Source organism: Maritimimonas sp. 2405UD52-3, assembly GCF_056591715.1.
In genome coordinates this window covers 78,769-98,727 of the sequence record NZ_JBWQOL010000008.1, presented here as the reverse complement: position 1 = coordinate 98,727, position 19,959 = coordinate 78,769, and the positions used below count along the sequence as shown (strand labels likewise).

Annotated in this window: 16 protein-coding genes and 1 tRNA gene; 9 read left to right on the top strand and 8 right to left on the bottom strand. The window is 33.9% G+C overall.

The window, feature by feature from the left end; translation table 11 throughout:
- Nucleotides 1-19: 19 nt before the first annotated feature.
- From AC1EU5_RS15550 to AC1EU5_RS15535, 4 genes are read right to left on the bottom strand one after another with little or no spacing between them, the layout of a single operon-like run.
- Entirely contained in the window at nt 20-373 is a 354-nt protein-coding gene (locus AC1EU5_RS15550) for a hypothetical protein (RefSeq protein ID WP_480193340.1), read from the bottom strand.
- Between the two features lie 59 nt (nt 374-432).
- Complete coding sequence (locus AC1EU5_RS15545) at nt 433-1,536, bottom strand: LamG domain-containing protein (RefSeq protein ID WP_480193339.1); 1,104 nt, start codon at nt 1,534-1,536, stop codon at nt 433-435.
- A 6-nt stretch (nt 1,537-1,542) separates the two neighbouring features.
- Nucleotides 1,543-1,995, bottom strand: coding sequence for a hypothetical protein (locus AC1EU5_RS15540; protein ID WP_480193338.1), 453 nt, complete (start codon nt 1,993-1,995; stop codon nt 1,543-1,545).
- An 11-nt stretch (nt 1,996-2,006) separates the two neighbouring features.
- Nucleotides 2,007-5,636 (bottom strand): RHS repeat protein, encoded by a 3,630-nt coding sequence (locus tag AC1EU5_RS15535; protein ID WP_480193337.1) that lies wholly within the window; start codon nt 5,634-5,636, stop codon nt 2,007-2,009.
- A gap of 235 nt (nt 5,637-5,871) precedes the next feature.
- On the opposite strand from AC1EU5_RS15535, the gene AC1EU5_RS15530 reads away from it, so the two are divergent.
- From AC1EU5_RS15530 to AC1EU5_RS15505, 6 genes are read left to right on the top strand one after another with little or no spacing between them, the layout of a single operon-like run.
- Nucleotides 5,872-6,282: a type IV pilin protein gene (locus tag AC1EU5_RS15530; protein WP_480193336.1), complete on the top strand. Its 411-nt coding sequence runs from the start codon at nt 5,872-5,874 to the stop codon at nt 6,280-6,282.
- A 10-nt stretch (nt 6,283-6,292) separates the two neighbouring features.
- Complete coding sequence (locus tag AC1EU5_RS15525) at nt 6,293-6,772, top strand: hypothetical protein (RefSeq protein ID WP_480193335.1); 480 nt, start codon at nt 6,293-6,295, stop codon at nt 6,770-6,772.
- A gap of 1 nt (nt 6,773) precedes the next feature.
- Nucleotides 6,774-8,183 (top strand): GspE/PulE family protein, encoded by a 1,410-nt coding sequence (locus tag AC1EU5_RS15520; protein WP_480193334.1) that lies wholly within the window; start codon nt 6,774-6,776, stop codon nt 8,181-8,183.
- Between the two features lie 46 nt (nt 8,184-8,229).
- Nucleotides 8,230-10,314: a type II secretion system protein GspD gene (locus AC1EU5_RS15515; RefSeq protein ID WP_480193333.1), complete on the top strand. Its 2,085-nt coding sequence runs from the start codon at nt 8,230-8,232 to the stop codon at nt 10,312-10,314.
- A complete protein-coding gene (locus AC1EU5_RS15510) occupies nt 10,314-11,495 on the top strand; it encodes a hypothetical protein (RefSeq protein WP_480193332.1) in 1,182 nt (393 codons plus the stop codon). The genes AC1EU5_RS15515 and AC1EU5_RS15510 overlap by 1 nt, the downstream gene beginning before the upstream one ends.
- On the top strand, nt 11,492-12,010 hold the full coding sequence (locus tag AC1EU5_RS15505; protein ID WP_480193331.1) for a hypothetical protein: 519 nt from the start codon (nt 11,492-11,494) through the stop codon (nt 12,008-12,010). Before AC1EU5_RS15510 ends, AC1EU5_RS15505 begins: the two co-directional genes overlap by 4 nt.
- Nucleotides 12,011-12,396: 386 nt before the next feature.
- Here AC1EU5_RS15505 and AC1EU5_RS15500 read toward each other — a convergent pair.
- Nucleotides 12,397-12,467 (bottom strand) — tRNA-Gln (locus AC1EU5_RS15500).
- Between the two features lie 170 nt (nt 12,468-12,637).
- On the opposite strand from AC1EU5_RS15500, the gene AC1EU5_RS15495 reads away from it, so the two are divergent.
- Together AC1EU5_RS15495 and AC1EU5_RS15490 are read left to right on the top strand one after the other, a co-directional pair.
- A complete protein-coding gene (locus AC1EU5_RS15495; protein WP_480193330.1) occupies nt 12,638-15,760 on the top strand; it encodes a glycosyltransferase family 117 protein in 3,123 nt (1,040 codons plus the stop codon).
- 5 nt (nt 15,761-15,765) lie between these two features.
- On the top strand, nt 15,766-16,431 hold the full coding sequence (locus tag AC1EU5_RS15490) for a polysaccharide deacetylase family protein (protein WP_480193329.1): 666 nt from the start codon (nt 15,766-15,768) through the stop codon (nt 16,429-16,431).
- A gap of 36 nt (nt 16,432-16,467) precedes the next feature.
- Here the strand turns inward: AC1EU5_RS15490 and AC1EU5_RS15485 are convergent, their stop codons facing one another.
- The 3 genes from AC1EU5_RS15485 to AC1EU5_RS15475 all read right to left on the bottom strand — a co-directional run bounded on the left by AC1EU5_RS15485 (nt 16,468) and on the right by AC1EU5_RS15475 (nt 18,884).
- The gene (locus AC1EU5_RS15485) at nt 16,468-16,764 is read right to left on the bottom strand and encodes a thioredoxin family protein (RefSeq protein ID WP_480193328.1); all 297 of its coding nucleotides are present in this window, start codon (nt 16,762-16,764) and stop codon (nt 16,468-16,470) included.
- Nucleotides 16,765-16,885: 121 nt separating this feature from the next.
- On the bottom strand, nt 16,886-18,124 hold the full coding sequence (locus tag AC1EU5_RS15480) for a metallophosphoesterase (protein ID WP_480193370.1): 1,239 nt from the start codon (nt 18,122-18,124) through the stop codon (nt 16,886-16,888).
- A gap of 79 nt (nt 18,125-18,203) precedes the next feature.
- Nucleotides 18,204-18,884 (bottom strand): copper homeostasis protein CutC, encoded by a 681-nt coding sequence (locus AC1EU5_RS15475; protein ID WP_480193327.1) that lies wholly within the window; start codon nt 18,882-18,884, stop codon nt 18,204-18,206.
- 47 nt (nt 18,885-18,931) lie between these two features.
- On the opposite strand from AC1EU5_RS15475, the gene AC1EU5_RS15470 reads away from it, so the two are divergent.
- The gene (locus AC1EU5_RS15470) at nt 18,932-19,933 is read left to right on the top strand and encodes a glycosylasparaginase (protein WP_480193326.1); all 1,002 of its coding nucleotides are present in this window, start codon (nt 18,932-18,934) and stop codon (nt 19,931-19,933) included.
- Nucleotides 19,934-19,959 lie beyond the last annotated feature (26 nt).

Genomic DNA, 19,959 nt, shown 5'->3' with positions numbered 1-19,959 from the left:
AATTGTAATTTTATTTTTTTTAATACCCATTCTCTTCTTTCTTATTAAAATAGAGTATTGTTTGAACGTCACCAATCGCTTTCAGCTTTAATTCATTATGAGTGAGTTGTTGTATACTATATTCTATACCATTTATACTTAGGGTATTATTATTAACAATGTGATAAGTGTATGTAGCCTCCTCAGTCTGATCTTTAAAATATAAAGTGCTGTCTGTTAGAAAATTAAGATGATGACTAATTTCACTTTCTTTTAATGCAACACCTGCTACCAAACTATATTCATCTACCTCGCTTTGTATTTCTTTACCTACCCAATAACCGTTTAATAAACTCAGATCAACGGTACTTTGACTCCAGGAAATGTTAACCATTGTTATGAGAGTTATTGTTATATATATGACTTTTTTCATAATAGTGTTGATTAATCTTTTTACTTTGAATTGCCTTGCTTTTTAACTAGATTAGTTTCTAATCTCTGTATTAACTCATCTTGTTGTTTTATTTCTTTATTTTGAGCAATGGTGTATAACATCAACTCTTCTATCTTCTGTAAAAGTTTTGCGTCCATTTCACCTACATAAATACCTTCTTTATGCACCTCTGCTGCACTGGGTATATGTTTTAAATGTCCTTTTTCTTTAATATGCGCTTCTACTTCTTCTAGCGTAGGAAGATCATAATCACCTTGAAAAACATAATCTGCCCAAGGATATACCTTTACTTTTATCTTCTCAGCTATTACATCTCCTTTTACTGCCAATTTATACCCATTTGTATTGCTTGTACCAATACCAATATTACCGCCTTCACAAAACAGTCCTGAACATAATTCTAAGGATGATGTACCCGTGTATAATTGTAGTACCTCTTCTTGGGATAATGCTCTATTAAATATTTTTGCATCATCTACACTGCCGTTATCAAAATATATATTATCTCTAAATCTACCGATCTCTAAGCTTCTACCTACATCATTTATAGGTGTGTTAGGGACTCCCTTTATACCTTTTATCTCCCCATCAACATAAATCTCAATAGCATTTGATCTCCTAATTGCTATTATATGATGCCATTGATTAAGGGTGAGTTCACTAAAACTGTTCACACTATATTTAGTATTACCTATTTCTATACAAAAACTTGGGTCATTTTCAGGAGATCCTGCACTTGCGGCTAACAACCACTCATTGGTACCAGGAGAACCACCAGTGTTCCATTTACCTATGATTCCATTTTTATGGCCGTAAGCGTTTTGTGTTTTATAAACCCAAACTGAAATAGTAAATTCACCACTAAAGTCAAGTATTGATGGATCTCCCAGGTCTATATATTCTGAGCCATTAAAAGAATAAGCAGTGTTAGGGTTATTATTTCTATCAGTTGTGAGTTGTGCCCCGTAGACTGTTCCGTTATTGTTATTTGCTTGATCATTTGCATTACCATCTAAAGGCCAATGGCCTACCAAACCATTTGTTATTTGAGCGTAACCTACCAGTGAAATACTCATAAATACTATTGTGATAATATTCTTCATTGTTTTTTATTTATTGATATGATTTTCTAATTTTTGTAACCTCTTTTGGTTTTCCCTAATCCTTTTTTCTTTATCTATTGCATACAATGTGAGCTCCTCTATTTTTTGTAATAGCTTAGCGTCAATATCACCTAGATATATACCGTTTACAGCTACTTCTTTTGCATTAGGAATGTCTTGCAAATGACCTTTTTCTTTAATATGCTTTTCGACATCTTCTAAAGTGGGGAGTTTATAATCTTTTGCAAATACAAAATCAGCCCAGGGATAAACCTGTACTTTAATTTTTTCCGCAATTATGTTACCTTTTACTGCTAACTTAAACCCTTGAGTATTGTTTGTACCAATACCTATATTACCACCAACACAATAAAGATCAGTACATAGTTCAGTAGTACTTTGACTATTGATAGCTAATGAATAATTAAGCAGTAGAAATAATAAAATGAAATTCTTCATACAATTTATTTTTAAGGTTGTTGACTTTGATCTTTATAATGGTATTGGTTTTCACTAAGAATATTACCCTCAGCGTCCTTTACTTGCTCCAAACGATTCAAGGCATCATATTCATAATATATAGTATAACCTCTGGGGTCAGTAATGCTTGTCACACCAATTAAAGGGTCATAAGTGTAATAGGTCATCTGAGCACCCGTTACTGTATCTTGAATAGCTTTTAAAGCTTGGCGTAATGCACCTTCTTGACCTTCATAAACAATAGTTCCGTTGTCTATAGTATCAATTGTTCTATCCGAATCTGAATTTGATGCTCCTACAGCAGTATCGATCGATCCTTGAATAGTAGCTGCATCTGCAGATGTGAAATTCTCTAGTTTGGCAATTGGATATTGCGCATTGTAGCCCCAGATATAATAAATATGGGTGCCATCTACTTTACTTACTTCTAGTGGATTACCCCTATCATCATAATCATGATAAATTAATCTGTTTTCTAATACATCTGAATCTTTAGAAGTTTGAACCTCTTCTTGCAAAATTATATTCGCTGTACTATTAAAATTAATTCCCCAATCATTGAAATTAGTACGCTGAATTAATTTCTCATTATTATCTATTGAAACAGTTTGTATAGGTTGACCAACCCTTCTATGAGTTCCGTCTTCCTTCATTTTCACAATGGCATCGTAAGCTGATGAAGATAGCCCCCCTCCATCTAAAGAATTTTGATCTACTACATCATCGGGGTAATATGTTTTTGTTTTCACCAAGTTACCATTACTATCTAATGTTTCTGTTTCAGTAAGTAAATAGTTAATATCATTATCATATTTAAAGAATTGTTCCTTGATTACTGGGTTTTCACCATTCGTGTCATACATTGTTTCTTTCTGAGATATCTGCTGAATCAACTGTGAATAGTGAGGATAAAATTGGAAGCTAAGTAATACACAATCAATTACTGTAGGATCAGGAGAACCTCCTTCAAATTCAAAAATTCCACTTAAAACGTAATCTGTTCCAATACTTTTAAAATAGTCTGTAAATCGCGTTTCTAGTGAGACGTTATTGGCAGTTTCTTGTCCGTTAACAGCATATTTATTATCTACTTTGCTTACTAAAACATACGAACCATCCTCTTTACGTTTGTAATTTTCTTGCCTATACATTTTTCCATTTTCTGGTAATCTAATTGGAGCGAAAGTATAACTACTTGGATTAGTTGTTACTGGGTTTAAAGACCCAAAATATTCTCCGTAATTATAAAATTTAGAAATCGTTTTCCCATTATCATTTCCTGAACTATCTTCATAGGTAACCTCAACTTGGTTATAACCTACATAGCTACCCATATGTTTTGAAAAACTATTATGCGAAACTGCTTCACCTAACAATCTAGAATTTGGATAACCATAAATGAGTCTGTCCGGATAATCTGTATAAAAATTAGGGAATATCTTAATCCTTCCGTAAGATTTTTCTACTTCAATATTATCAACAGGGTCCAGTTGCTTATAATGATAATTAAAGTTTCTTTTTCTTAATTGTTCATTATTCGAATCAAGATCAGTTATTGATTTTATTCGCAAACCTCCTCCTATAGAATATCGTTCAGTATCACCTTGACCAACTTCAGGTTCTTCCCATTCCATGCTTATCGTGGCCTGTCCGCCATATAAGCCATTGTGATTGAAATAATATGCTTCAAGTGTATATCCTCCAATGTAAGGTGTGCCTATATCTACAGTACAAGGTGTGGCATCGAACTCACAATAAAATGCTGTTCCATTTTGTTCAAAATCCAAGGAAGCTTGTGCCGTTGGAAGGTGCCATAAAGTTTCAAAACCATCACTATTCCTAATCAGTTTTACATACATATCACTGGCAAAGTCAAATGGATGATTCAATCTATTTGGAACGGGGCCATCATTGTTAGGTGTAACGCTAGAATAGGGTATTGCAAGCCCAAATCTAACAATCACATTATCACCTTTAGGATAAACTACTTTTGATTTGAATGTGCCATTTTCACCATCTCCTAATGAAGTAACTCTTTCAATTACTTGCACCGTCGGTGGTGCAGGAGGTGGGGTTATTATTGGTGTTTCATCAAATGTGCTATTATAAGTGTTCAATTCATAATCAAAAAACGAAGCCCCTTTTGTTGGATATGTTATTTTTTTGAGACTAAATAATTTTGCTTTGTCAACTTTTGGAAATCTTTTAGCCTTTGTAGGTATAGTACCATTTATAGACTTACCATATGGTATAAAAGAAACTTCATTTTTAATACCATTGTAATACCCCCAATAGTCTTGACTCATAGTGGTTTTATTAGGAGTTAAAAGAACATTTACCTCATCAAAATATTCAAAAGAGTGTGTTTTAATACCTTCTTCTATTGTTGAATCTAAACGCAATCTTAAATTTAAATGTGAACTGCTACCACTTCCAGCTAACCCACCATAATCTCCATCTTGAACCAAAATAGAACCACCTGCGTTAGCTGACCCAAAATAACTGTAATTGAAGTCGTGATACTTTACTATTTTCTGATCATTGAAAATTTCTATATTTTTCAAATAATAAGCGGAAGTTATATCCTGCCTTTCGTTCAGTATTGAATAATTAAATTTTACACTCCCATTTGTAAAGTTTATATCTGTCAAATAAATATCGTCGACCTCCGAAAGAGGCGCAACACTATTATTAAATCCAGTAAATCCCGAACCAGTTCCAATAGCTGATACATATCTTTGAACAAATGTTTTTATTGGATATATTTTACCTCTATTTTCATATATAAAATCAATTTCTCTACCATTAATTGTAGTTATTCTTGATAAATACCAAGTAGAAGTATATAGAGTCTGAGGTACGTTACTATTAAGAGAAACATTAGTATTGGTTTTACCCCAAGTATTGAACTCATATTTAGTGCCGTCAGGGGTAATAAAAGTAAAATCATAATTACCAACACCGGGTTTCGTTTGCCATGTTATTTTTATTCCATTTTTCTCCTTTGAGAAAATTGTACCATCTCGTTTCATAATAAAGCTTCCCGAGTAACCATTAAAATTATAATTATAAGTATCAGGCATATAATCAGTGGGAGGATCAAAAGCACCATTTATTGGAAGGTCAAACTCTGTTAAAACTCCATTAGCTAAAATCTCACACGTACTATTTGCGCTAACAAATTGATTAGATCTGATATTAAAATAATCGCTCCCCCCTTCATTACTCAAAATTGGATCAGGCATGGGTTCATTAGAATCATAGTACCTAGAGTGAAACGCTTGGCTTTCGCCAAAATCAGCAAAACCATTGATATTTCTTGTGATTACACCACCTGCATTTAATGACCACCCTAAACCTACTATTCCAGATTCTTCTCCTACTTGAATCCCACCAGTATGGTATGAAAGAGAAATTGGTATTTGAATATTATCTTCAGATATTGTATACAAAGGAATACTTACATTAGGCAACCCCGCATATTCCGTAACTGGTGTAACAGACGCTTTCATTAAAGATGCCACATTAGGATTAGGAGGGGTCATCCTTTTAAAGTCTAATTGAGAATAAGAATAAGTTATTGAAATAATAAAGAGATAATAAAGAAATGTCTTTTTCATTGATAAAAATTTGAGCGAATAGCTAGTCTTGATTTTAGACTAACGAAACTAATGACAATTAGACTGTATTTTTAATCGAAAAAATCTGAGTAATACTTTTCGTTATAAACAGTTAAAAATTTCTAACAAATGGTAAAAAATGACCTGTTTTTGACATCTAATTGCTGTAAATATGGTATCAGTTATTTTTAGAAAAATTTAGTTTTGAAGTGAATTGTTGCTAAAATTCACAAACATGAAAAAACTAATCTTTAAGAAGGTACCTGCCTTTAATCTTCAGGAATTATTGATCGTTTTGGTCATTATTGGCATTCTACTTTTACTAGCCTTACCTAACCTCATGCCGCTGATTTCTAAAACCAAAAGTTTAGAGGCACAAACTCAATTAAAACATATTGCCAACTTAGAAAAACAGTACTTTTTTATGTACTCAAAATACAGTACTGACTTTAATAGTATTGATTTTGAAGCACCCAAAACCGTACAACAAAATGGCAATGCCAATTATTCTTATGAGATCATTGAAGCCTCAAACAGTAGCTTTAAGGCTAAGGCCGTAGCTGTTACAGATTTTGATGGCGATGGGGTTTTTAACGTATGGGAAATAGACCAAAATGGTTTACCCAAAGAACTCGTAAAAGACTAAACCTATTTTTATGGAAATACTATTAAAAATAGGAAGCCTTGTAAGCCTACTTACAATTAGTCATCAGGATTTTAAAGAGCGAAAAGTGTCTCTGTATCTATTTATCCTTTCTTTAATTTTTATAGCTATCCTTTACCTCAAGAAGGTAAACATAGAGGAATTCTTTATAAATACTGGAAGTAATTTTGTGATAATAGTATGCATTATCGGAGTCCTGCTTACTTATACTTGGTTTAAACTAAAGCAACCCTTATTTCAAGTATTTGGATTAGGAGATGCCCTATTTTTCTTGGTTTTGGCTTGCGGCTTCCCCACCTATACATTCGTAGTGCTCTTTGTAGGTTCTTTGATTTTTTCTCTTGTTTTATTCTTAGTAATAAAATCAAAGTTGAACAACAAAACTGTTCCGTTAGCCGGCTTACAAGCCTTATTTCTGTTATTGATTTTAAGTATCAACTGGACGTTTAACCTTGTAAATCTCTATCAATAATATGCAAGAAGAATTGAACATACCCACAGAATTACAACAGTTAATTAGTGCTGAACAAGCCTATCATTATAGAATTATACCGAGTGAACAGCACAATGGAAGTATTATATTCAAAACAGACACCACTCAAAAGGAAACGCTAAAGCAAGAACTGCAAATTATTCTTGGTAAAGAAATTATGCTGGAAAACGAGTCCTCAGAATTCATTCAAAAAGCACTTACATCAAATTACCGCAAACAAGTATCAAAAAAGAATACGCAGCTTCATGATTCTTCTGACCTACTCTTGAATATCATTCATGAAGCAAAAAACATGGGAAGTAGTGATATTCATTTTGAAGTGTTTGAATACATGCGCCGTGTACGATTTAGAATTGACGGAAAGCTATTAGAAAGATATACTATTCCAAATCAGGAGTACCCCAAAATCATCAACCAAATAAAAGTAAAAGCCGGGCTAGACATTGCAGAAAAACGCTTGCCACAGGATGGGCGTATTAAAATAAGCACATCAAATGAGGAATATGACATTCGTGTCTCGTCTTTACCAACGTTGCATGGTGAAAAACTGGTTTTACGATTGCTATCCAAAGATGCTACTAACATTCAATTGGGATCCTTAGGATTTACTGAACAAGAATTAAAACGTTACAAACAAAGTATCAAAAATGAACAAGGTATTGTATTGATATCAGGACCTACAGGTTCAGGTAAAACAACAACGCTCTATGCCACGTTGAAACTATTAAACACAGATGATGTTAATATTTTGACTATTGAAGACCCCATTGAATACACCTTAGAAGGCATCAATCAGGTACAACTTAAAGAAAATATAGGGCTAGATTTTTCTAAATCTCTGCGCACCTTTTTACGTCAGGATCCCAATATTATCATGGTAGGTGAAATTCGGGATGTGGATACAGCTAATATGGCAATTAGAGCTTCATTAACAGGGCATTTAGTACTCTCTACCATTCATACCAATTCTGCTTGGGCCACCATTTCACGACTAATTGACATGGGCGTGCCTCCTTTTTTAATAGCCAGCACCTTAAAGTTAAGTGTAGCGCAACGACTGGTGCGAAAACTATGTACTAATTGTAAAACACTAAAGAAAGTGTCAGATGATACTTTTCCTGAACATATTTCAGTTTCAAAAGATTTCACAGAGCATGCTATTCCCATTGGATGTGAAAAATGCTATCATACTGGTTATTCTGGAAGAAAAGCCATATACGAGATCATTCCAATTACCAGAGAGCTTACAGAAGCCATAAAATCAAACAGGTTAGAAATTGATGAATACCTTCAGCAAAAAGGCATTACCACGCTAAAAAAAAATGCCTTAGCATTGGTTCAATCCGGAGTTACGTCTGTTGAAGAAGTGTATCCATTATTATTAGAATAAGGGTCAATGGCCCAAAAATATTGAAGCTAAACTCAGAGAGTTAATTATGAAAAGCACAAAAATTATACTGATATTTCTTATACTATTTTTTGTTAAAGGTCTATGTGCACAAAGTCATATTGAACAAATCAAAATGACTTTAGATAGCCTGCATTCTGAAGCTCCGGGTTTGATTAAAAAAGCAAACATCAATGTTAACAACACTACATTAGCAGATTTTTTACAAGCACTGGCAACAGCTAATCAGGTAAACTTAAATATTCATCCTGATTTACAACAGATTACAATTAATAACAATTTTTCTAATGCCACTGTTGCAGATGTGTTGGTTTTTGTTTGTAAGCAATATGATTTGGCTATTGACTTTACCGGAAATATCTTATCAATTTACAAACCCAGCAAACCAAAAGAAATATTTCCCCATCGGGTCATCCCCATTACTTACAATGCCGTTAATGATCTATTGACGATTGATCTGAAAAATGATACGCTTTATGTAGCATTTAAACAAATCATGCAGCAAACTGGCAAGAACCTTGTATTCGCTCCTGGAATGGGTAAGCAATTAGTATCAGGTTATATTCAAAATATGCCGTTTGATTCTGCTTTAGACAAGCTGGCTTTTGCAAATAATCTTCGTATTTCAAAAACAAGAGACAATTTCTACCTTTTTGAAAACCTAATGGCCAATTCGGTCAACGTGAATCCCGTTAACAATGAAAAGCGAGTTCAGAGGCCTCAACGCGGACTGAGTTCTAATTTCTTTTTTGAGATAGATTCAATCTCCAAAAAAATTACTGTAGATTTTGAAAACGCAGCCATCTCAACTATTGTATATGATATAGGCCATGAACTGAATAAAAGTATGTTTACGGCCAATCCTTTGGACCAGGCGGGAAATACTTCTGTAAAAGCAGCTTCTATAACGTATGACCATCTTTTAGATAAAATTCTGGAGAACACAGAATTTACCTATAAGAAATCAGATTCCATTTATTATTTCGGTAAAAAAGATCAGGTATCCTTAAGAGATGCTGTTCTGGTACCACTTATGCATCGATCCATTGAATTTATGACTAGCAATGATAATGGATTTGGAAGAAGAGCAGGTAGAACATCCATTGGAAACGATCAAAATTTTGGAACAAATTCTTTTAACGCTGGAACAAATAACCTTAATGCTAATCGGCAAAATATCAATACAAACAGGCCTCAAACATTTTCGCAACGAGAAAATAAAGCAGAGTCTTTGGTGAATATGCTACCGGAGGACGTCATAAAAGATCTAAAGGTAAGTGTAGATGTTGAATTGAATAGTTTTATTGTAAGTGGGCCCAGTCAAAATATTGAACGTTTTAAAAAATTCATTGTATCTATTGACAAACCCGTTCCTGTTATTTTAATTGAAGTTATGCTCTTAGAAGTTAACAAAACAGCAACGGTAGAAACCGGCATTGAATGGGGCCTCGGAGATCAACCTACCCAAACACAAGGAGGCATATATCCAACCACAGACCTTACTTTAGGCGCCAATACTGTTAATAGAATCATTGGAAACTTTAACAGCTTCGGATCTTTTAATATTGGTCAGGTAGTGCCTAATTTCTTCGCCAGGATTAAAGCCATGGAAGTTAATGGCAATGTAAAGATCAGGTCTACACCAAAGCTTTCGGCTTTAAATGGCCATCGTGCCAACCTTTCTATTGGCGAGACTACCTATTACGCCGTTACACAAAGAGATATAATAGGAAGTGACAATCCTCAAACATCAACAATTGTAAATTATCAGCCTATTGATGCCGAGTTTGCCATTAACATTAAACCTTTAGTTTCTGGAAATGGTCAAATTACTTTAGATATTAATGTGATTCAGTCTACCTTTAATGGTACACGTATTGCTGAAGATGCGCCTCCGGGTATCAACTCCAGAGAATTTAATTCTATCATACGTGTCAAGGATCAAGATGTGGTTGTATTGGGTGGCCTGGAAGAAAAAATTAAAAATGATAGTGGTACGGGAGTTCCTTTATTGGCAAGAATACCGGTAATAAAATGGCTATTTAGCAAAAAGAAACGTGAAGACACTAAGAAAAAATTAACTGTATTAATTAAACCTACCATTATAAAATAGTGCTGCAATCTCTAACATATGGTAAAAAGTTCTGTACGATAGAACATGTCTCTTTTGGTGGACAGGAACACATCAACGGATTGATCTTAACTAAAAAGAAAAAAGAACTTGTTCTTGACACTTCGTTTGAGGTGGATACTATTGAAAAACTAAAGGAACATATAGCACCAAAACAGCATTTATTTTTAATCATCAATACAAATAAGGTCTTATTTAAAAGCATTAATGAAGTTTTAGAAGCACACCAAGCAGTTAAACTGGCATTTCCTAATTTAAAATTAGATGATTTTTATTATGAAACATATTCATCTTCTGAGAAGACCTTTATCAGTATTTGTAGGAAAGAAGATGTTCACAGGCTATTAGATTCATATCAAGAAAAGAAGTATTTCATTGTAGGTTTCTCTCTGGGAAATCTCTCTATTTCTACATTGGAAAACTTTATAGATAGGGATGAATTGACAACCTCTAACGCAGCGATTCAGTTAAAGAATCAAAAAGTGACAAATATTTCCTTAAACAGTTCTAAGAAAAAAGAATTCAACATCAATGGATTGGAACTTACAAATCATACTGTTATGCCTTTAGCTGGTATACTAACCTATTATACCAACACTTCAAAAACAGTTTCAAATTTCAGTCATGCAATCACTGGTCTGAAAGAACAATTTAAGCAGCAGCACGTATTTAACCTTGGGTTAAAGATTAGTTTAGCAACAATTTTTGTGTTGCTGCTTTTTAGCTTTTTACTGTTTACTCACTATACTACAAAAATAGATCATTTAAATACAACATTAGCTTTAAACAAAACACAAAAAGCTTCTTTATTAAAACTAACTGGTGAAGTTCAGAAAAAAGAAAAGCTTATTAAAGACTTTTCTTTGGCATCTTCTAAAGCCTCTTGGTATTTAGATCAAATTGGGAAGGCCGTACCTCCAACAATTGTCCTTTCAGAAATCGACTGGCAACCGTTATTAAAAACGATAAAGAATGATAAGCTTATTGAAATCAAACAGAAAAAAGTATTGATCAAAGGTATCTCTACCAAAGGAGATGATTTCTCAAACTGGCTATCCGTTTTAGAGCAATTCCATTGGGCAGACAAAGTAGCCATTAATCACTATGGTTCTGGTAAAAAAACAAAGATTTCTTTCGAATTGGAAATCGCCTTCAAAGAATGACACCTAAACAGAAAAATATCATTTTGCTTGTTGGGTTTATCTTGTTTTTATGGATTGCGCATCAATTCTCTTTTGGCAAAACCTTTGAGCTTGAAAAACAGTATTCTAATCTTAAAAGAGAAGCCCTATTATTTGAAAACAGCTCTCAAAAATTACAGCAACTCCAACAAGAAAATCAATACTACGATTCTATTTTAAAATCAAAACGCATATTCACAGATAAATCCTTTCAGAATAATTTGCTGTTGACCATCAATTCATTCGCCGACTCTACCAATATAAAGATAATTTCTTTTCAAAACCCGCATGTTTTTACGAAAGAAGGAACTGAACTACTAACCTATGCGTTCACCTTGCAAGGGACATTTAACCAAATTACGCAGCTTATTTATCAGTTGGAACAGCAATTTAAACTGGGTAAAATTATCTCTGTCAATTATCTTAAAAAAAGAGACTACAGAAGACGTTCAGATTATTTAGAGTGCACTATTCTGTTACAGAGAATAAATAGTTGAATAGTAGATAAGGCAAACTTAAGAATAAAAATGAATCACAATTGAGTCACAGTATTAGTTATAAACCAAAAAGCATCTCAATATTTAGGGAAGCTTTCCATTGGTTAAACCCAGTGTTAATGGGCTTTCTACCTATTATCTCACATTTGTGAGACAAACAACACAACTATTTTAATGCGGTCTGGACGGGACTCTAAAACCATTTACAATATTTTATATAATTTCCCATTGAAAAACTAGATGCTCATAAATTTAATACTAGCTTGATAAATAATGTAGCATAGTAATCGGTAAAAACAAGTAATAAATCGGGAATATTTCGTGAATGATACTCAATAAAAAAGCTCTAAAATATTTAAAACCAAACATTTAGAGCTGTATATATGTTGGCCCACTAGGACTCGAACCTAGAATGACGGTACCAAAAACCGGAGTGTTACCATTACACCATGGGCCAATGCGGGTGCAAATTTAAAGCAAACTTTTAATTCAACAAATATTTTACTGAAAAATTTCAACACCAACTTTAACACATATTTAGTAGATTTTACCTCAGATGATAACAATATTTTAGCGAAGACAATCGATTATTATTAGTAAATTCGCCCACAGCTTAAATTTGTGTAAATGAAAGACCTCAATTATAAAAAGTTAAACATCATTTTTGGGTGGGTAGCTTTTGCAATTGCTTTGATAACATATACCTTAACACTTGAACCTACCGTGAGTTATTGGGACTGTGGTGAATATATTTCTACAGCTGTAAAATTAGAAATTGGTCATCCACCAGGAGCACCATTATTTCAAATGCTAGGTGCTTTCTTTGCCGTGTTTACCAATGATGTTACTCAAATAGCCAAAATGGTGAATTTCATGTCGGCTTTAGCCAGTGCATTTACCATTTTATTCTTGTTTTGGACAATCACTGCATTGGCTCGAAAAATTACAGGAAATATTGAAGAAGCTACTTCAGGCAAGTCAATTGCCGTACTTGGTAGTGGATTAGTAGGTGCTTTAGCCTATACTTTTTCAGATAGTTTTTGGTTTAGTGCTGTTGAAGGTGAAGTGTATGCAATGTCATCTTTCTTGATGGCATTATTATTTTGGTTGGGCTTACGATGGGAAGCCGAAATGGATGAACACCGAGGTAATAAATGGTTATTACTCATTAGTTTTGTTGTGGGGCTGTCTTTTGGAGTTCATATTTTATCCTTATTAGTGATTCCCTCCATAGCATTTATTTATTTCTACAAACGTTATGACAATATTACTTCCAAAAAATTCATCATAGCCAACATAGTAGCAGTATTCATTCTGGTATTTGTGTTTAAATTCCTATTTCCATATACCCTGGCTTATTTTAGTGCTTTAGAGTTATTCTTTGTCAACACAGTAGGTTTACCTTTTAATTCAGGAAGTATTATTGCTGGTATTTTATTAGTTGCGGCCTTCTATTTTGCAATTAGATATACCAGAAAAAAACAGTTGTACAATGCCAATCTTTTAGTCCTGTGTCTCTTGTTTTGTATGATAGGATTCTCATCTTGGCTTATGTTACCTATTCGTGCAAATGCCAACACAACGATCAACGAAAACAATCCGTCAAGTGCACGAGAATTATTAGCCTACTATAATAGGGAACAATATGGCGATGCCAATATCTTTTATGATTCTTATTATTCAGAGACGCGCCAGCAAGATCCTAAAGATCCGTATAGAGATGACAAGCCTAAATATGAAAAAGATGAAAAAGCATGTAAGTATGTAATCGTTAATAAATGGAAAAATGCCCTGCCAAACTATACTGATAAACACAAGGGATTCATTCCTCGTATGGTAGATCCTTCGCCAAGTGTTGTGGCTAACTACAAAGCCGTAGCAGGAATTCCCTCACGTAGTAAACGTCGACCAACTTTTGGTGAAAACCTAAAATTCATGTTTCAGTATCAGTTTGGGTATATGTACGGACGCTATTTTATGTGGAACTTTGTGGGGCGCCAAAATGATATTCAAGGACAACTAGATAATAATGGTAATTGGTTAAGTGGCATCAATTTTATTGATAGTATACGCTTAGGTTCGCAAGACAATCTGCCTGATGAAATGAAAGATAACAAGGGGCGCAATACTTATTATTTCCTACCATTGATTCTAGGGATTATTGGCTTGCTTTTCCATATTAAATTTGACAAAAAGAATTTTTATGTTCTGTTGTTATTCTTTGCCTTTACGGGATTGGCCATTATATTCTATACAAATCCGAAACCTTTTGAACCACGTGAACGCGACTACGCAGTAGTAGGGTCTTTCTATATTTTCGCCATTTGGATAGGTTTTGGTGTGCTTGCTTTATACGAACAATTTAAAGACAAACTCAATCATAAAACATTAGCTTCAGGATTGACTATTGTTTCTTTGTTGGCGGTACCTACCTTAATGGCTTCAGAAAATTGGGATGATCATGACCGTTCTGGCAGATATGCAACCTGGAACAATGCAAAAGCCTACTTAGATTCATGTCAAGAAAATGCAATTATGTTTACCATTGGTGACAATGATACCTTCCCATTATGGTATATGCAAGAGGTCGAAGATTACAGAACCGATATCAAACTTGTGAACACAAGTTTATTTGCTACCGACTGGTATATAGACCAGCAAAAACGCAAAACTTATGATGCTGATCCTATTCCTTCTCAATTAACACATGAACAATACAGAACAGGTACGCTAGATGTCGCATATCACATACCGTTAGATTTAAAAGCCGTAGCTGTAAAAGACACTGCCAATCTTTTTTCAATTGATGAAACGCAACCTGATAAACCTGTTGAAAATAGAGTTGATCTTGATTTCTTCATGAAATGGATGTCTAGTGATGGTGATAGAACCTCTATAGACTTGGATGATGATGGTACACCTGAAAAAATTTATCCAACCAATAAACTACGACTATACGTAGATAAAGAAAAGGTACTCAAAAATGGTATTGTTGCTCCTGAAGATGCTGATAAGATTTTACCATATATTGATTTTGATATTGACGAAAATGGCTTGGTAAAAAATAGAATATTAATGCTAGATGTACTTGCCAATGCTAATTGGGAGCGCCCTATTTATTTTACCGGGGGTGCATATGCTTCTGAAGAATATATTTGGTTGAAAGACTACCTTCAGTTAGATGGTTTGGCCTACAAATTTGTACCTATTAAAACCTCTAGTAAATATGAAGATGGACGTGATAGAAGTATTCTTGACATTGGTCGCATCAATACTGATGTTATGTATAATAATGTCAAGAAATGGGATTGGAAAAATTCAAATAGTGACGACATTTATGTGGATGTAGAAACACGTAAAAATGGAATTTCATTTAGAAACAATCTGGTTCGTCTGGCTGAAGCTTTGATCAAAGAAGGTAAAAATGATAAAGCTGAAGAAATACTAGATCTTTCTATTGAAAAAATGCCAATTAAACGTTATGGTCATTATAGTATAATGCTAGGTTATCCTGAATATTATTATAAAATAGGAAAACAAGAGAAGGCAAGAAATGTAATTAACACATTAGCAGATATTTTTCTAGACAGAATTGAGTATTTTAATAGTTTAAGCGAAGATGATATGGAGTTGTATTTTGAAGATGCAAGAAATACACTTTATATGTACCAAAGTCTTATATCAACTGCTGAAGATTTTGATCAAGAAACAGCTAATAAACTTAAAAAGCATTTGGGAGTTACTGAATAAATAAATTGAGACTTTTAAACGTTAAAACACCCTGGCTATTAAAGCAACTATTTCCTAATTATGTCTGGAATATCTCAACAGAAAAAAAGGAAATCTACCTCACTTTTGATGATGGACCTACACCTAAGGTGACAGAAAAAGTATTAGATCTTCTAAATACGTATAATGCACAAGCTACTTTCTTTTGTATAGGGGAAAATGTAGAAGAAAACCCTGAAATTTTTAAGCAAATTCTAAACGAAGGGCATTCTACTGGCAACCATACTTATAATCATGTGAAAGGTTGGGTTACAAATACAAAAGAGTATTTAAAAAATACTATAAAAGCAGAAAATACAATTGAGAATTTTAAATCTCATGCCTTAAACTCTAAACTCATAACTCAAAATTCAAAACTATTTAGACCTCCATACGGAAAAATAAAACCTTCTCAAGGTAGACAACTAAGAAAGCAAGGTTACCAGATCATTATGTGGGATGTCATATCTTATGACTGGGAAGCGAATGAGTCTCAAGAAAAAGTGCTTAAAAATGTGATTAAGAATACATCACCAGGAAGTATTGTTGTATTTCATGATAGTGTAAAAGCATCAAAAAACATGCTCTATGCTTTGCCCAAAGTGCTAGAACATTTTTCTAGACTAGGTTATCATTTTAAAAGTTTAAATTGAATAGAAAGATTCTTCGGCTTCGCTCAGAATGACAAATTAAATATACTGCTGTACCAGACTAATCAATGTATTCGCATCCTGCTCACCAGATTGGCGCCATTTCATTTCGCCATTTTTGTAGATAATAAAAGTAGGGTTTCCTTTGATTCGAAGTGCATTGGCTAAAGTTTCATTCTTATCAATATCTATCTTAATCACCTTAGCTTTATCACCTAAAGCCGCAGCAACATCGCGTAGTACAGCATGTAAACTGGTATTGTTCTCATTCCAGTCCGCATAAAAATCGATAAGCGTTGGAATGCTAGAATTGATTAACTCTCCAAACTTTGCCATAAGCATGAAATTTTTGGCACTCACACCATATACCTACAAATATAATATACTTTTTGATTAATCAAATGCTTTCAACTCTTTTTCAAGCCTTTAAATCATCTTAACATCATTATTCTTCACGCTAAGCATGATCTGATTTCTTTTTCTTTAGCGTTATTACACTAATTTCTGGCCATATACCTACTCTTCCAGGATACGCCAAAAAACCAAACCCCCTATTGACATTAATAAACCTTCCTGCTTCTTCATAAATACCTGCCCAGTGCTTATAGCGCCATTTCACAGGGCTCCATTTGATCCAACCGGGAATTTCAATTCCGAATTGCATACCATGCGTATGACCACTTAAAGTTAAATGAAAATGTTGATTATCCTTCTTTACTTCTTCTTCCCAATGACTAGGGTCATGACTCAATAAAATTTTAAAATCGCCAGTTTCAACGCCATTGGCAGCTTTTTTTAGGTCACCCGCTTTTTTAAAACCTCCTGCTCCCCAATTTTCTACACCAACTAAGGCAATTTTTTGACCATCTTTTTCTAAAAACCTGTGTTCATTTAACAAAAGATCAAATCCAATTTCCTTTTGTATGTCCTTGAGCGATTCTAAGTTCTGTTCTTTAGCTTCACCGCTTTTCCACTGAATGTAATCTCCATAATCATGATTCCCTAAGACAGAAAACATACCTCTTTTAGCATTCAACTTTTTAAAAGAATCCAACCAGGGTTTCATTTCATCAGCACGGTTATTTACCATATCGCCGGTAAATAAAATCACATCAGAATCTTGTTGATTGATCAAATCAATACCATATTCAATTTTCTTTTTATTATCAAAACTTCCACTATGAATATCTGATATTTGTGTGATCTGAAATCCGTCAAAAGCATCTGGCAAGTCTTCAAATTCAAGCGCATATTTTAATACCTTAAAATTATATTTCCCTTGAAACATACCATAAAGTAATGATGCAAAAGGTATTGCTGCCAAGCCTAAAGCAATCTGACTCACAAACTTCCTACGTGAGGGTAAGTAGGTGCCGTCAGGTACTTTTCCTTCAGTAGCCCAACGATACATACCTTGCGGTACTCGAATAATGTCTTCACCAAACATAAAAAGCACAATAAATAGCTTAGGAACAAAGAGGGTTAAGAAAAACCCTATAGAATTGTTTACGGTTGTTGTAAGGCCAATATTTCTATTAAAGGTAACCAGTTGGTATACAAAATTAGAAATAACCAGTACTGTTAATAACCAATAAATAACATGCAACCACCTATTTCTAAAGGTGGTTTTAAAAGCTTGAAAAGCATAGAAATCAATAACTAAGTAAAAAGCAATAAAAAATATCCAGCGTAACACAATGTTTTGTATCAAAATTTCAGCAAAAATACCAATTCATACTTTCAAAAACCTTAGCAAACTGTTAAAGATGCAACATTTAGGAAATTATCGTAAGTAGTTCTTTTATTACGCGCTGACTAGAATGATTCCCGTATTCTCCCTCTTTATCTTCTTTATCTCTGGCAGAGCTATGAATTTCAGCAAACCCACTTTCTCTAAATAAAGCAGCATTTTTAGGATTTATACCGCTTCCCGGAAGAACTAGAATTTTATTTTGAGCTTCGCCTTTTAATTGCTTTAATAGTGCAACTCCTTTTTCAGCTGTTGACTCTTGTCCTGAGGTAAGCAAACGGTCTACACCCATCTCGATTAATATTTTGAATGCTTTTATTGGGTCATTCACCTCATCAAATGCCCTGTGAAATGTGAACGGCAAGGGTCTTGACAATTCAATCAATTCGTTTGTTCGTTTGCTATCAATTGTACTATCATTTTTTAAAACCCCTGAAACAATTCCATGACATCCTAATTCTTTACACATTAAAATACTTTGCTTCATCTCTTGAAACTCTTCTATAGAATAAACAAAATTCCCGCCACGGGGTCGTATTAGCGCAAAAACAGGAATAGAAATTTCTTGAATAACTTTCTTTATCAAATCTGTACTAGGCGTAACACCTCCTATACTTAAATTTTCACAAAGCTCTATTCTTTGAGCACCAGCTATCTGAGCGTTCAATGCTGATTGATATGAATTCGCACAAACTTCTAAGAGCATTCCATCCTTTTTGGTATCTTGCTAATGTAAGTAAAAAACATACAGATATGAAGCGTCGTAATTTTATAAAAAACGCCTCTTTAACAGGAGTTGGTTTAGCTATTTCAGGGTCAGCTATTGCATGTGAACAAAATAAGAAAACCAATACAACGGAAATTGCATCTGCGGAGTCAAAGGCAAGTCTTCCTTTGGTCATTGCAACTTGGAATGTACCCAACGCTACAGCTAAAGCATGGGAAGTATTACAAAATGGTGGGAATTCTCTTGATGCAATAGAGCAAGGCTGTATGGTTGAAGAAGCCGATATTAAAAATTCATCGGTAGGAAAAGGTGGATTACCAGATAGAGACGGAAATGTTACACTAGATGCCTGTATTATGGATAAAAATGGTAATTGTGGTTCTGTAGTATATCTAAAGAACATTACACATGCTATTTCTGTAGCAAGAAAAGTAATGGAAGATACGCCTCATGTAATGTTGGCAGGAAAAGGCGCTGAAGAATTTGCCGTTTCTATTGGAATAAAACCAGAAAATTTATTGACTGAAGCTTCAAAAAAAGCCTGGGATGCATGGAAAATAAAAAGCGAATATAAGCCCATTATTAATATAGAAAATCATGACACTATAGGAATGTTAGTCATTGATAAAAATGGAGATATTTCTGGTGGATGTACCACAAGTGGTCTGGCTTATAAAATGGCAGGGCGCGTAGGAGATTCTCCAATAATAGGATCCGGATTATTTGTTGATAATCAAATTGGCGCTTGTGTGGCAACCGGACTTGGAGAAGAGGTTGTGAAAACTGTAGGAAGCTTTTTAGTAGTTGAGTTGATGCGTCAAGGAAAATCTCCACAAAAAGCTTGCGAAGAAGCCATTAACAGAATTGTAAATAAACCCAATAGTGATTATAAAAATTTTCAAGTTGGTTATATAGCTGTCAATAAAAATGGTGAGACTGGGTCTTTTTCTATTCATAAAGATTTTAGCATGACAAAATACCAAGAGCATAAAAATGAAAACCTAGAATCAGATCATTTCATAAAGTAAATTCAAAAAATATGACTTATAGCATT